This window comes from Acinetobacter sp. YH12134 (assembly GCF_013418555.1).
GTDB lineage: Bacteria > Pseudomonadota > Gammaproteobacteria > Pseudomonadales > Moraxellaceae > Acinetobacter > Acinetobacter indicus.
Window position 1 is genome coordinate 1 of record NZ_VPBT01000011.1, and the last position, 14,315, is coordinate 14,315.

General features: G+C 46.0%; 15 protein-coding genes. 7 read left to right on the plus strand and 8 right to left on the minus strand.

Annotated elements, in window-relative coordinates; genetic code table 11:
- Window positions 1-143: 143 nt before the first annotated feature.
- Complete coding sequence (locus tag FTU69_RS07840) at window positions 144-1,814, minus strand: FMN-binding glutamate synthase family protein (protein ID WP_005178590.1); 1,671 nt, start codon at window positions 1,812-1,814, stop codon at window positions 144-146.
- A 262-nt stretch (window positions 1,815-2,076) separates the two neighbouring features.
- Here FTU69_RS07840 and FTU69_RS07845 point away from each other — a divergent pair, with 262 nt between their 5' ends.
- Entirely contained in the window at window positions 2,077-2,763 is a 687-nt protein-coding gene (locus tag FTU69_RS07845; protein WP_180103699.1) for a response regulator transcription factor, read from the plus strand.
- Complete coding sequence (locus FTU69_RS07850) at window positions 2,760-4,649, plus strand: sensor histidine kinase (protein ID WP_373685089.1); 1,890 nt, start codon at window positions 2,760-2,762, stop codon at window positions 4,647-4,649. The genes FTU69_RS07845 and FTU69_RS07850 overlap by 4 nt, the downstream gene beginning before the upstream one ends.
- A gap of 4 nt (window positions 4,650-4,653) precedes the next feature.
- Here the strand turns inward: FTU69_RS07850 and FTU69_RS07855 are convergent, their stop codons facing one another.
- From FTU69_RS07855 to FTU69_RS07865, 3 genes are all read right to left on the minus strand, one after another.
- Window positions 4,654-5,835, minus strand: a complete 1,182-nt coding sequence (locus tag FTU69_RS07855) for a cupin domain-containing protein (protein ID WP_180103700.1) — start codon at window positions 5,833-5,835, stop codon at window positions 4,654-4,656.
- A 169-nt stretch (window positions 5,836-6,004) separates the two neighbouring features.
- Window positions 6,005-6,595, minus strand: coding sequence for a nucleoside triphosphate pyrophosphatase (locus FTU69_RS07860; RefSeq protein WP_104500221.1), 591 nt, complete (start codon window positions 6,593-6,595; stop codon window positions 6,005-6,007).
- Window positions 6,595-6,978 carry a DUF2237 family protein gene (locus FTU69_RS07865; protein WP_034597805.1) on the minus strand — a complete coding sequence of 128 codons (384 nt, stop codon included), beginning with the start codon at window positions 6,976-6,978 and terminating at the stop codon, window positions 6,595-6,597. Before FTU69_RS07865 ends, FTU69_RS07860 begins: the two co-directional genes overlap by 1 nt.
- A 143-nt stretch (window positions 6,979-7,121) precedes the next feature.
- Between FTU69_RS07865 and FTU69_RS07870 the strand changes: the two genes are divergently transcribed.
- The 4 genes from FTU69_RS07870 to FTU69_RS07885 all read left to right on the plus strand — a co-directional run bounded on the left by FTU69_RS07870 (window position 7,122) and on the right by FTU69_RS07885 (window position 10,858).
- On the plus strand, window positions 7,122-8,309 hold the full coding sequence (locus FTU69_RS07870) for a phosphoglycerate kinase (protein WP_127798862.1): 1,188 nt from the start codon (window positions 7,122-7,124) through the stop codon (window positions 8,307-8,309).
- 132 nt (window positions 8,310-8,441) lie between these two features.
- Window positions 8,442-8,717, plus strand: coding sequence for a hypothetical protein (locus FTU69_RS07875; RefSeq protein WP_005178577.1), 276 nt, complete (start codon window positions 8,442-8,444; stop codon window positions 8,715-8,717).
- A gap of 137 nt (window positions 8,718-8,854) precedes the next feature.
- Window positions 8,855-9,892 carry a class II fructose-bisphosphate aldolase gene (fba, locus tag FTU69_RS07880; RefSeq protein ID WP_005178575.1) on the plus strand — a complete coding sequence of 346 codons (1,038 nt, stop codon included), beginning with the start codon at window positions 8,855-8,857 and terminating at the stop codon, window positions 9,890-9,892.
- Between the two features lie 111 nt (window positions 9,893-10,003).
- Window positions 10,004-10,858: a DMT family transporter gene (locus FTU69_RS07885; protein WP_180103701.1), complete on the plus strand. Its 855-nt coding sequence runs from the start codon at window positions 10,004-10,006 to the stop codon at window positions 10,856-10,858.
- On the opposite strand, the gene FTU69_RS07890 is transcribed toward FTU69_RS07885, so the two are convergent.
- Both FTU69_RS07890 and nfsB read right to left on the minus strand, forming a co-directional pair.
- Window positions 10,821-11,054, minus strand: a complete 234-nt coding sequence (locus FTU69_RS07890) for a hypothetical protein (protein ID WP_005178570.1) — start codon at window positions 11,052-11,054, stop codon at window positions 10,821-10,823. The genes FTU69_RS07885 and FTU69_RS07890 overlap by 38 nt on opposite strands.
- A 97-nt stretch (window positions 11,055-11,151) precedes the next feature.
- Window positions 11,152-11,805 (minus strand): oxygen-insensitive NAD(P)H nitroreductase, encoded by a 654-nt coding sequence (gene nfsB / locus FTU69_RS07895; RefSeq protein WP_005178567.1) that lies wholly within the window; start codon window positions 11,803-11,805, stop codon window positions 11,152-11,154.
- Between the two features lie 248 nt (window positions 11,806-12,053).
- Here nfsB and hpaI point away from each other — a divergent pair, with 248 nt between their 5' ends.
- Window positions 12,054-12,848, plus strand: coding sequence for a 4-hydroxy-2-oxoheptanedioate aldolase (gene hpaI, locus FTU69_RS07900; protein ID WP_180103724.1), 795 nt, complete (start codon window positions 12,054-12,056; stop codon window positions 12,846-12,848).
- Window positions 12,849-12,911: 63 nt separating this feature from the next.
- Here hpaI and FTU69_RS07905 read toward each other — a convergent pair whose 3' ends face one another.
- Both FTU69_RS07905 and FTU69_RS07910 read right to left on the minus strand, forming a co-directional pair.
- Window positions 12,912-13,631 (minus strand): UDP-2,3-diacylglucosamine diphosphatase, encoded by a 720-nt coding sequence (locus FTU69_RS07905; protein ID WP_127801443.1) that lies wholly within the window; start codon window positions 13,629-13,631, stop codon window positions 12,912-12,914.
- Between the two features lie 56 nt (window positions 13,632-13,687).
- Window positions 13,688-14,197: a peptidylprolyl isomerase gene (locus FTU69_RS07910; protein ID WP_005178561.1), complete on the minus strand. Its 510-nt coding sequence runs from the start codon at window positions 14,195-14,197 to the stop codon at window positions 13,688-13,690.
- Window positions 14,198-14,315: the final 118 nt, after the last annotated feature.

Below are 14,315 nucleotides of genomic sequence, written 5' to 3' on the forward strand. Positions count from 1 at the left end.
GAATAATTCAAGTGAATTTGTTTGAAAGAAGAACTTTAAAAGCTTTATTTTCACCCGATAAAATACCCATAAAACAAGAGGAAGCTCAAATGAGCTTCCTCTTGTGAAAAATTGTGGGACAGCAATGGGCCTGAGCCTCTTTTTTAAAATTCTTCCGCTTTGGCCAAATTCCACATGCGAAAATAAAAGTTTTCTTCATCTTTATTTTCACAGCTCAGTAATTCGCCTTCTTTCAACCAGAAATGCAGCTGGGCATAGTTTTTAATTTCCCGGTCGTTAATCCGCTGCGCCAGATGATGGGCACGAATGTCGGCCGGGTGTTTTAAACCGGCTGCCGCAATCATTTCCGACAGGGCATGCATGGTATTTTTATGGAAGTTGTAGACCCGTTCTGCTTTGGAGGGTACATGCAGTGCTTTTTGACGGTCTTTATCTTGGGTGGCGACACCGACCGGACATTGGTTGGTATGACAGCTTTGTGCCTGAATACAGCCAACGGCAAACATAAAACCGCGAGCGGAATTGACCCAGTCTGCGCCTAAGGCAAAGGTACTGGCAATATCAAAGGCACTAATAATTTTACCACTGGCCCCGAGCTTGATTTTACTGCGCAGGCCCGCGCCAACCAAAGTGTTATGCACAAATAGTAAGCCTTCACGCAGCGGCGTACCAATATAGTCACTAAACTCAATCGGGGAGGCACCGGTACCGCCTTCCGAGCCATCCACCACAATAAAGTCAGGCACAATTTTGGTCACCAGCATGGCTTTGACGATACTCATAAATTGCCAGGGCTGACCAATACACAGTTTAAAGCCCACCGGTTTACCGCCCGATAAATCGCGTAACTGCTGTAAAAACTGCAGCATTTCAATTGGGGTGCTAAAGCTTGGATGGCGCGAGGGCGATACACAATCGCGGTCACGCGGCACGCCACGAATCTGCGAGATTTCTTCTGAAATTTTATGTTTTGGCAAAATACCGCCATGACCCGGTTTGGCACCTTGAGAGAGTTTGAGCTCAATCATCTTGATATTCGGATTACCGGCCTGACGGGCAAATTTTTCCGGATCAAATAAACCTTCTGCGGTGCGGCAACCAAAGTAGCCACTGGCAATTTGCCAGACAATATCGCCACCATATTCCAGATGATACGGGCTAAGGCTGCCTTCACCGGTGTCATGATAAAAGCCACCGAGTTTGGCACCTTTATTTAAGGCACGGATGGCATTGGCACTCAGGCTGCCAAAACTCATGGCAGAAATATTTAAAATTGACGCGCTATAAGGCTGGCTGCATTGTTCATTGCCAATATGAATCCGAAAGGTTTTCGGATCAGCCGGTGGGCAGGGGCGCAAGGAATGCACAATAAAACGGTAGTCGGCTTCGTACACATCCAAAATCGAACCAAAAGGTTTATCGGCATTTTCATTTTTGGCACGTTGATAGACCAGACTGCGCTGCATGCGGGAAAAAGGCTGGGCATCCTGATCGGCTTCAATAAAATACTGGCGAATTTCGGGGCGGAAATCTTCAAAAATAAACCGGAAATGCCCCATAATCGGGTAGTTTTTCAGAATGGAATGCTTGGTCTGAATGACATCATACAGACCGACCAGACTCAGCAGCGTGGTGATTAGCCAGAGTGAATTAATTACACCATCGGACAGAAAATAATAAATATAATGTGGCTCATAAAATAGCCTAAGCCATGTAATGCCCAGCGCAATTAAAATACAGGCAAACCAGACCGAGTGTCGGGAGAAGAACGTATTTAAAAGTTTATGGCGAATGGCTTGGGCTGGACTTGGCATTGTTATGATTTTTCCATTGCGAATTCAATCTTGTATTACTGTGCAGATTCTGAATAGGGCATACAAGTAATGATTTGTGAAATTTGGCAAGGGCTTTAGCACAGCTTAAAAATGAGCAATAAAATCTATAAAAATTAAAAAATAGCTGCTATGCTGAAATCATAAAAATAACAGTGCTAACACTCTGAAATTCCTTAATTCTAGGGATAGAGAACCGTTTAATAATATCGCTATATTGAAAGTTAAAAGATCGGGGAAGACAGTGGACATTACAGAATCAATATTACCGGCCCCTGTGCTGATTGTGGAAGATGAACCCATGATTCAGTCACGCCTCAGACATATCCTCCTTGAAATGGGCTACAGCAATGACATGCTGATTTTTGTTAGCCATTTAAAAGCAGCATTACAGAAAATTGAAGAACAGCCGGTGTCTTTGGCACTGGTCGATTTGGGGTTGCCAGATGGCAATGGGATTGAACTGATTGAACAGCTTCGGGCCAAAGACAGCAATGTACTAATTTTGGTGATTTCGGCCTGGAGTACGCAAAACAGCCTGTTTTCGGCCATTCAGGCGGGCGCTACCGGTTATGTGTTAAAAGAACGCGACGATACTGAAGTGATCATGGCCATTCGCAGTATTTTAAGAGGCGGCGCACCGATTGATCCCTTTATTGCCCGGGAAATACTGTCGCAGATTTCAGTACAGAAACCACAGGAAATTGCCAAGCCGTTTAAACAGCCCGATGAAGATATTGAACAGCTGACCAACCGTGAACATGAAATTCTAAATCTGGTCGCGCAGGGCCTGAGTAATCGGGAAATTGCCGAGCAGCTGTTTGTGTCGCGGTATACCGTAGAAAGTCATATCAAGCATATTTATCGCAAGCTCTCGGTGAGTAAACGCACCAAGGCAGTCAGTACAGCGCGCTCATTAGGCATTTTATGATCTACAGATTGCTCCAGTTTTGGTGCGGCTGTTGTCTTTATCTTTGTCTATCGAGTGCGTATGCAGAGCAAAGCTATGCCATAGACCCGTATTGTCAGGTTAATATTCAGTCGGTCAGCACCGTACAGACACCGGATATTCATAGCCATCCACATACAGGATGGCAACCTGTGACTTTGCCTGATCGCTGGAACGAGCGCTGGCCGGATTATAACGGCGGGGTGTGGTACAAAATTGTCTGGAACTGGTCCTGTCAGGAACCGGCCGTGCTGGATCAGTCGATTGTATTTTCTATTAATTATTTAAACAGTGCGGGTGCGGTGTTTTTAAACCGCGATTTAATCTGGTCAAACCGGCATCTGGAAGAACCACTCTCCAAAAGCTGGAATATGCCACGCTACTGGATTTTACCGATTAGCGGCCTGCGTCCCGACCAGAATGAAATTTTAGTGTATGTGCGAGGCTATGCCTTTCAATCCGCCGGTCTCGGTGATGTTTCCTTCCAGAATGTCTATAACAGTTATACGGAATATCAGCAACAGATCTGGGATCGCCGTACCTTATTTGTGATTAATGCGATTTTATCGGCAACCCTGGGCGTACTGTGTCTGGTGATCTGGCTGTTTCGGCGTAAAGAAGTCAGTTATGGCTGGTTTGCCTTAAGCTGTTTGCTGTGGCTGTTATTCGTCTCCAATATTATTAGTACAGAAACCTATCCCTTCCCGAATACGCTGATAGCGGCACAGGCCAATATCGCCTTTTTTGTGCTGTATATTCTGTCGTTCATTGTCTATTTGCTACGTTTTGTGGATAAAAAATTTCCGATACTGGAAGAAACCGCTTTTATCTGTTCGGTGGCGGTGATTATGGGCATTTTCGTAACGCCACTCGATTATGCACAAACCGTTTTCGGGCTGGTATTTTTAGGCTATAGCCTGTTATTTTTCGGGGTTTTCCTGTATCTGCTGCGTTTAACCTTCCGCGTGCCGCGGGTGGAAAATATCCTGCTGGTGATCTGTTTAAGCCTGATTATTATCTTTGCCGCTTTAGATATTGCACTTTTGGCTGCACCGTTTGATACCGATTTAAAGCCCTTATCGCCGTATACCTCACCGGTGGTGACGCTGTTTATTGCCTTAATTCTCGGGATTCGCACCACCAAAAGCATGCAGAAAATTGAGCAGTTTAACCAGCAACTTGAATATCGCGTGTTTGAGGTTCGTGAAGACTTAAAACAGAGCATGTCGGAAAAGCATTATCTGGAATTGGAAAATGTGCGTTTGCAGGAGCGGATTCATCTTTCGCATGATTTGCATGATGGCTTGGGTGCTTCGCTGGTACGCTCGATGATTATGGTCGACCAGAGCGAGCAGCCCATGAGTAACCGCCAGTTTCTGTCGATCTTGAAATTGCTACGTGATGATTTGCGGCAAATTATTGACAGTGGTTCCTCAATTGGTGCCAAAGTGCCGGAAACGCCGGTGTTGTGGATTGCGCCGGTGCGACATCGGTTCAGCCAGCTCATGGATGAAGTTGAGATGCGGGCCACCTGGAACATTGCCAGTGAATGGGTAGTGCAACCGACACCGCTGCAATGTCTGAACCTGATGCGGGTGCTGGAAGAAAGTCTGACCAATGTGGTGAAGCACAGTCAGGCCAAGCATGTGCAAGTGACGCTGGATTTTCCCGATGAACAGACTTTATGTTTAAGTATTCAGGATGATGGAATTGGTTTTGATACCCATGGAGTGCTCGATCATGGGATGAGTATTGGCGTACGCAGTATGAAGCTGCGTCTGGCGCGGATAGGTGCAGAGTTAAAGGTGAACTCTACACCCGGTTATACCTTAATCAAGGCGATTTTAGTGGTATCACCTCAGGATTAAGCCCTTATTCGGCCTCATCTTCTGTATCTTCAGCTGGTAGCAGCATCAGTACAGAATCATTGAGTAACTGAGCCACATCTTCCAGAATGTCTTCATGGTACAGGTCTTCATTCAGCTCGACGAGTTCACCATCAGCAATCTGCTTGAGTAGCGGCGCAAACTCATCCGAAATATACAAACCTTCACCATTGGCCCAGAACAGCAACTCGCCATCTTCTTCGGTATAGAGCAGGCGTGAAGCCGGTTCTAAAATCAGTTGATAGCCTTGATCCAGCGCATCTTCCAGATCGCCAGTACCAATTTCTTCTGCTTCTGGAATATTGTCTGGATATTTTGGCTCTGACATCAGGCTCATGATGGCATCTTCCAACACGGTCGAGTTGTGCAGTTGTGCCAGCAATTCGGCTTTTAAATATTCCAGTTCCGGCTGGGTAATTTGTCCAATCGGGCTGATCTGGTCGCGGATCAGATCTTGCAACGGATTTTTTAGCAACTGGTTGTCAGAAAACTTGTCACTGACGCGATCCATCATGTCGCTGATATTTGGCATACGGAAACCGAAAGAGAAGGTCAGGCAGTCATCTTCGGCCACGCCATAGTGCGATAAACCTGGTGGTACGTAAAGCAGGTCACCTGGTGCCAGCACTTCATCAAAATTGACGTCCATTTCTGGCAGTAATTTCAGCGGCTGGCCTGGAACAAATTCGGTTTCGGCATCACACATCTGGCCCAGTTGCCAGCGGCGATGACCATAGCCCTGCACCAGAAATACATCATAGAAGTCGAAGTGTTTGCCGACCGAACCGCCTTTTGGTGCGTACGACACCATAATGTCATCACGGCGCCACTGCGGAATAAACGGGAATTTTTTCCACAGTTCCGCCAGATCAAAAGAGTAGTGATCTACCGCTTGGACCAGCAGCGTCCACAGCTTTGGCATTTTCTGGAAATCAGCTTTTAATAGCGGTGAAGATTTTACGGACCACTGGTTGGGATCACGATCTTTCTGCTTGATTAAGCGGGCGCTGATATTTTCGTCCAGTGCCAGATCCATGACATCACTCGGCTCAAGAATATTGGCAATTTCAGGCAGAGCATTACGCACCAGCAGCGGTTTTTTTTGCCAATATTCGGCAAGGAATTGTTCAGCGGTGATTCCGCCTAAAACGTCTAAAGGTTGAGACATGTCAAATAACTACAACATAAATTTAGCTGTTATTGTCCCTTGAGTTGTGCGGTGGTGCAAGTGATGAACTTCATCTTGAGGAAATTTAGAAAAGTGGCAGAAGGGAAAAGATGGCGAAAAAAATGATCAGGACAGGCACCTGATCATTTTGGGTATTGCATTACCGTGTTTAGGGAATCTGCAGATTAAGCTGGCGGAGAATCTGGCACAGCTGAATCATTGGCATACCCATCAAGGTGGTCTGGTCCTGGCCAATCATCTGTTCAAACAGGCTAATCCCCAGACTTTCGCATTTAAAACTGCCGGCACAATGCAGCGGCTGTTCCAGTGCCACATAGCGCTCGATTTCATCCAGACTCAGTTTACGGAATTTGACTTTGTAGTGTTCGACAAGGGTCTGTTCAAAACCGCTGGATTTTTGCTGTACGCTTAATGCGGTACTAAAGTAGACAATTTTGTCCGAGTTGGCCTGCAGCTGGCGAATGGCTTTTTCCGGGCTTAACGGTTTACCAATAAAAATATCGGGCGCACCTTCACGCCACGCCACCTGATCGGAGCCAATCACAATGGCTTCAGGATATTGCTCGGCAATACTCTGGGCTTTTTCAAAAGCCAGCCGTTTGGCCAGATCATCGGCATGGTTTTCACCTTGCGGTGATTCATCAATGTCGGGTGTCATACACTGATAGTCGAGCTTTAAACGGTCCATCAGCTCTTTACGGGTCTGGCTGCTGGACGCCAGAATAATCGGACGCTTCATTAGACAGCATATTCCATCAAAATATCTAAGGGAACGTAAGACAGTACCGCCTGATGGCAGGCCTGAATTTTTACGGGTGGTGCTTTACCGGCCTGATAGGCTTCAACCCAGCGGGTCACACAAATACACCAGAAATCACCCGGTTTTAAGCCCGGAAATTCGACTTCAGGCAACGGTGTGATCAGGTCATTGCCAATTTTCTGGGAAAAGTTCAGAAATTCCGAGGTCATTTGTGCACAAACAGTGTGCTGGCCCAGATCCGTGGGCGCCGTATGGCAAAAGCCATTACGAAAATAGCCGGTAATCGGGTCAAAACAGCAGCTGGCCAAAGGCTCGCCTAAAACATTTAAACGGTTCAGGGTTGGATCTGGATGTATAGACATAGGCATAAAAATTATCAGGTCTGTTTTTTTCCTATCATAACAAAACTTTGGCAATCGTTAGCTTTTCTGCAAAAGAAGCTAACCTTTTTCTGCATAATCATTTAGAATCTTGGCGATTTTAATATCTAAAAAGTGAGCTATACATGAATTTTCAGCGTATGACTGACCTCGACCTGGCACAAAAGCGTGTTCTGATCCGCGAAGACTTAAACGTGCCGGTGAAAAATGGTGTGATTACCAGCGATGCGCGTTTACGTGCTGCCTTACCGACAATTAAAGCGGCTTTGGAAAAAGGCGCAGCCGTAATGGTGTATTCTCACCTGGGTCGTCCTGTTGAAGGTGAACCTAAAGCTGAACAATCACTTGCGCCTGTCGCAGCTTACCTGACCGAAGCACTGGGCCAGGAAGTCAAATTATTGACTGACTACCTGGATGGTGTAGAGGTAGAAGCAGGTCAAGTGGTGTTACTTGAAAACTGCCGCTTTAACGTGGGTGAAAAGAAAAACAATCCTGAGCTGGCAGCAAAATATGCAGCGCTGTGTGATGTATTCGTAATGGATGCATTTGGTACTGCGCACCGTGCAGAAGCCTCAACTGAAGGTGTTGCGCGTCTTGCCAAAGTTGCCGCAGCAGGTCCTTTACTGGCTGCTGAACTGGATGCCTTGGGCCGTGCACTGCAAACACCAGAAAAACCAATGGTGGCCATTGTTGCCGGCTCTAAAGTATCCACCAAGCTGGATGTATTGACATCACTGTCTGACATTTGCGACCAGTTGATTGTGGGTGGTGGTATTGCCAATACTTTCCTGGCAGCTGCGGGTTACAACGTGGGTAAATCACTGTGTGAAAATGATTTGATCGACACAGCCAAAGCCATTGCTGCCAAAGTATCTGTACCACTTCCAACGGACGTGGTAGTTGCAGATGCATCTGAAATCAACTTTGATGACTTCTTGGGTTCACTGGCGGCTGCCAAAGCAACCGTGAAAAAAGTAGAAGATGTGGCAGACAACGACATGATTCTGGATGTCGGTCCAGAAACGGCAAAAGTATTTGCTGAGATCTTGAAAACTTCTAAAACGATTCTCTGGAATGGCCCAGTTGGCGTATTCGAAGTGGATCAGTTCGGTGAAGGCACCAAAGCCCTGTCTTTAGCGATTGCCGAATCAGAAGGCTTCTCAATTGCAGGTGGCGGTGACACCTTGGCTGCCATCGACAAATATGAGGTTGCAGACAAAATCGGTTATATCTCAACTGGTGGCGGTGCTTTCCTTGAGTTTGTAGAAGGCAAGACCTTACCAGCAGTTGCCGTATTGCTAGAACGTGCTTAATTGGCACACGCTTGCAAGATGACAAAAGGTTGACCTCGGTCAGCCTTTTTTATGCACTTCATTTTTTAGTCATAAAACTGTCATGTTTCTGAAATATTATGATCAAAAATCACCGGGTTGTAGGATATTCTGATGAACCAAAAATTAACTCTTGCCGCGTTACTTGCTGCATCTTTAGCTTTCACTGCATGTGCTAAAAAAGACGACAATGCAACAGCGACCACTGCAGATGCATCAGCAGCTGTAGCGTCAGAGCAAATTTCTGCAGAACAGCAAGCGGCGATTGATGCAATTGATCAGCCAGTACTGGATGAAAACAATACCGATGTGCCTGAAGAAGTGGCCAATGCACCAGCAGATGCCGCAACCCCAGACAGCGCAGCAGCACCAGCATCTGAAGCGCAATAATTCTAAAAGTCCCACAAATTGTAGTAATTTGTATAAAAGTCCCTGCATTGGCAGGGATTTTTTTTAAATACGACGTTTTGTTGCTGAATTGAAACAAATCCCCATGTAGAATATGCAGCATTACCTGGGAGGATATTATGGCTCTTATTTCAATGCGCCAGCTATTGGATCACGCCGGTGAACACGGATACGGCGTACCAGCGTTTAACGTAAACAACTTAGAACAAATGCGCGCAATCATGTTGGCCGCAGATGCGACGAATTCACCTGTAATTGTACAGGCATCTGCAGGTGCCCGTAAGTACGCAGGCGCACCATTCTTACGTCATCTTATTTTGGCTGCAATTGAAGAATGGCCACACATTCCGGTGGTGATGCACCAGGATCACGGTACCAGTCCTGACGTCTGTCAACGTTCTATCCAGCTGGGCTTCTCATCAGTCATGATGGATGGTTCACTGGGTGAAGATGGTAAAACCCCAACCTCATATGAATACAACGTAGATGTGACCCGTCGTGTGGTACAAATGGCGCACGCATGTGGCGTTTCTGTTGAAGGTGAAATCGGTTGTCTGGGCAGCCTTGAAACAGGTATGGCCGGCGAAGAAGATGGTGTCGGTGCAGAAGGTGTACTGGATCACTCTCAATTGCTGACTTCAGTTGAAGAAGCACGTTCTTTCGTAGCAGACACCAATGTAGACGCACTGGCAATTGCAGTGGGTACTTCACACGGTGCATACAAATTCACCCGTCCACCTACAGGCGATATTCTGGCGATTGACCGTATTAAAGAAATTCATGCGGCGCTGCCAAATACGCATCTGGTGATGCACGGTTCAAGTTCTGTGCCACAAGAATGGCTGGCAGTCATTAACCAGTATGGCGGTGACATCAAGGAAACTTATGGTGTACCTGTTGAGCAGCTGGTTGAAGCGATTAAGCACGGTGTACGTAAAATTAACATCGACACCGACTTGCGTCTGGCCTCTACTGGTGCAATGCGTCGCTTCATGGCTGAAAAACCAAGCGAGTTTGACCCACGTAAATTCTTCGCTAAAACGGTCGATGCAATGAAAGATATTTGTGTTGCACGTTATGAAGCGTTTGGTACTGCGGGCAATGCCGACAAGATCCGTCCAATTTCTTTAGAGAAAATGGTAGATCGTTATAAATAATTCCTGGTGAAGTATTTATAAAAAAAGCCCACATTGCGTGGGCTTTTCTGTATCTGAGCCGCTATAGTGCAGCAGAGCAGATCACATAATGCATATAAATAAGAGTAGATCATGGAACTGATTTTAGCAGCGGCCATTTGTAGTGTGGTGGTGTCGATTCTCTTGAAAGTCGCAAAGAACCGCGGCTATTCACCTTTGCAGATGATCAGCTGGAATTATGCCTCGGCCAGTGTGCTGTGTTTTTGGTGGTTTCAGCCTAATGTACAACAGCTGTCCCTCACCGACACGCCGTGGCTGCTGATTCTGGCTTTAGGGGTATTATTGCCAAGCGTATTCCTGTTTTTAGCCAAAGCATTACAAAGTGCCGGAATTTTAAAAACCGAAATTGCCCAGCGGCTGTCGGTGGTGCTGTCTTTAACTGCGGCCTATTTTATTTTCCAGGAACAGTTTAATAGCCTGAAAATTGTCGGGATTGCGTTGGGGATTGCAGCGGTACTGTGTATTTTATATTCGCATCGTGGCGGTGCATCGTCCGCCCAGGCGGGTATGCTGTATTTGGCTTTGGTCTGGGTCGGTTATGCACTAATTGATGTGTTACTGAAATATACCACCGGTTTAGGCTTGCAGTTTGCGCTGGTACTGAACCTGATGTTCATCTGCGCCTTTATTTTATCGTTGGGGTATATTCTGATTCAGCACAAAAGCTGGGGCAGTGGCAAAAATATAGTGGCCGGCTTAATTTTGGGGATGCTGAATTTTGCCAATATCGCGTTTTATGTCAAGGCGCATATGGCTTTAAAAGATTCACCGGCGGTTGTATTTGCCGGCATGAATATTCTGGTGGTAATTTTAGGGGTAATCAGCGGTTTGCTGTTCTTTAAAGAAAAATTAAAACCCAGCACCGCCATTGGGCTGGGGCTGGGCATCATTAGTGTGATGTGTTTAGCTTATGCGATGACGGCTTGAATTTGATGAAGCTGGCAGCAAAAATCAGCGGATGTTTGATCAGGTCCTGAAGTTCGGCAATGCCCAGTAACAGACCGGCTTTCTGGCAGCTCGGACAATGAGGATAATGGCGTTTTTCCTGCTGATATTGATGCAAATACAGTTTATTGCATTGACGACATTCAAACTTCATTGGGAGCTGGGCAAGGATAGACATCTTTCTTCTCCGGTCTATTATTATTGTGTTGTGAAAGGGAAAGCAAAAATCAGGCCGAAATCAGGGACTTTCGTCCCTGTATTATGTAATGTAGTTCTTACAATTTGGTGAAAATTTCATCTTTATTCAGGCGTGACTTGGGAAGTTTAGCATTAAAGTCCTGCTCACTGCGATAGCCCAAGGTCAGCAGCACCGATGGAATTAAACCCTTGTCCTGTAATTCTAGTTCTTCCGTCAGAATCTGTTCATTAAAGCCGCCAATCGGGGTGGCATCTACACCTTCAATACCGGCAGCCAGTAACATCTGACCCAAGGCAATAAAGGTCTGGTTTTCGGCCCAGCGCTGAATATCACCTTTTTCATTGCGGTAATAATCCACATATCCGCTACGGCTGTCTTTCTGGCCCTGCTTGGCGCTGGCATCTTTAAAACGGCCGCTGACATCATCTTGCTGCAACAAATTGTCCAGATGTTCATCGCTAATATCGGCTTTGGTACAGAACAAAATGGTGTGAGAAGAATCTAAGACTTTAGGCGCATTGTAGGCATATTTCCCGACCAGGGCTTTGGCAATGCGCTGCTTGGCTGCATCATGCTCGGCAATAAAGAAATGCCAAGGCTGGATATTAATAGAAGAGGGGGTAAAACGGAGAATTTCGAGAAAGCGTTCAAACTGCTCTTGAGGAATTTTTTTTGCAGGATCATAGGCTTTGGTGGTATAGCGGCTGCGTACGACGTCGAGCAAATCCATAAAGATACTCCAGCAATAAGGATAAATTGAGAAAGGCTGAACCTTCAGCATCATACGCCATTTTGATGGCTTTGATGGCATATTCGCTGCAATTTTATTGTCAAAATTAACCTTAAAATATGCTCATCGTATTTTCAGTTATTGCCCGATTAAGTGTTAAATCAAATCACAACAGTGGTTTTGAATATTGGCAATTTTTAAAAATCGGCATTTAATGGAGACAGGTGTGGACTATAGCGAGCCTGTTGATGGACTATCGTAATCACTTTAAACATAAATTAAAAACCCAGCAGCAGATTGGTTTATGGGTCGGTCTGGCCGATGCCTATGGCACTGAAATTGCGGCCAATGCCGGTTATGACTGGTTGCTGATTGATGGGGAACATGCGCCTAGTGATTTAAGAACCACACTGGCTCAGCTGCAAAGTATTGCGGCCTATCCGTCACAGGCGGTGGTCCGTCCGCCAATTGGCAGTGTGCAGCTTATTAAACAGTTGCTGGATATTGGCGCACAAACCTTATTGATTCCGATGGTGGAAACCGTGGAGCAGGCCGAACTGATGGTTAAAGCGGTGCGTTATCCACCGGAAGGGATTCGCGGCGTGGGTGCGGCTTTGGCGCGTGCCACACGCTGGAACAGTATTCCGGATTATTATGCCACTGCACATGAAAACATCTGCTTGCTGATTCAGATTGAGTCAGTCACAGGGCTGGAAAATCTGGATGACATCTTAAAAGTAGAGGGCATTGATGGGGTATTTATTGGTGCAGTAGATTTATCTGCCACCATGGGTTATGAAGGCAATCCGAATCATCCTGACGTGCAAAACGCAGTGGTTGATGCAATTCAACGAATTCGCGCTTCGGGCAAAGCCGCCGGGATTTTATCGACTCAACATGACGTGACGCAAAAATATATTGAACTGGGTACCGAATTTGTCGCTGTCGGTGTCGATACCAGCGTATTAATGAATTCCTTGCGTGAGCTGCTGGCCAAATATAAAACCGGAGCGAGCTGGGTAAAACCTGAAGGGGGGTATTAAGCGGTCATTATTAACCTGACAGATGATGCAGGAGGTGGGGATTTATAGTCATCCACCTGCTGCTTAATAGGTCCAGCGTTTCAGTTGCAGGTGACTGGTAGGCTGTTCGGGATCAATTTCCAGAATCAGTGCCTCATGTGCACGCCAGTCCCCCAGCACAATCCTTTTTTTGCCATTCAGCTCATGGATGGCCGGTCGGTGAGTATGACCATGAATCAGCACATCCACCTCGGCCAAAGCCTGCGTTACCGCAGCCGGATTCACATCCATCACTTCATACGATTTAACTTCTTTAGAAGCGCGGCTTTGTTTGCGAAAACCGTTGGCCAGCTTGCTGCGAAAGGACAACGGAGTTTTTCTTAACAAACGCAGCACGAGCGGATGGCGAATAACTTTTTTAAAGCGCTGATAGGATACATCATCGGTGCACAAGGCATCGCCATGTTCCAGACGATAGCGGGTCTGGCCAATAGTAAGGGTGTCAATTTCGGGTAATAATTGCCCGTTAAACTGCTGTAAAAAAACCTCATGCAGCGCGAAATCACGGTTACCGACCTGAAAATACAGCTGATTGCCTGCGGCATTAAACTGTTTTAAAGCGCTGACAATTTCATCCAGCCAAGGGGCGGTGTAGTCATCGCCAATCCAGGCATTGAACCAGTCGCCTAAAATATACAGCTGGGTGTTTTGATCCTGATAAGCACGTAATAAATCTAAAAACCCCCGAACGAGTCGAGGGTGATCAGGTGACAAATGTAAATCTGATATAAACAGATAGGTCACAATCTTTTCCTTGGAATCTCCCAACGCCTTTAAATAAAGGGAGTTGGAAGGGATTCTTATTCAGAAATGATCTTGGCAGATTCAATCACCACATTTTCTAGTGGAACATCAGCGTGGTAACCACGGTTGCCTGTACGTACGCCTTTGATTTCAGCAACTACGTCCATACCTTCAACCACTTTACCAAATACGGCATAACCCCAACCTTGTGCAGTTTTGCCCGTGTGGTTCAGGAAGGAGTTGTTTTTCACGTTAATGAAGAATTGAGCAGATGCAGAGTGCGGAGCCTGGGTACGCGCCATTGCGATGGTACCTTCGTCATTGCTCAGACCATTGTCTGCTTCGTTTTCGATTGAATCACGGGTTGCTTTTTCTTTGAAGTTTTCATCAAAGCCGCCGCCTTGAATCATGAAACCATCGATGACACGGTGGAAAATTACGCCATCATAGAAACCGTCACGAACGTATTGAAGGAAGTTCTCAGCAGTTTTAGGTGCTTTTTCAGTGTTAAGCTCAAGAACAATACGACCTTTGTTGGTGTTTAATTCGACTTGAGGAAAACTCATTGTGTTATCTCCTAATCATGGACAAAAAAGCCATGGGTTTTTTGGTTGAGAGAAGCATAAGCAAACTGTAAACTACAAGGCAAGTAAAAACGTTATTTTCTTTGTTAAAAAGTGGGAA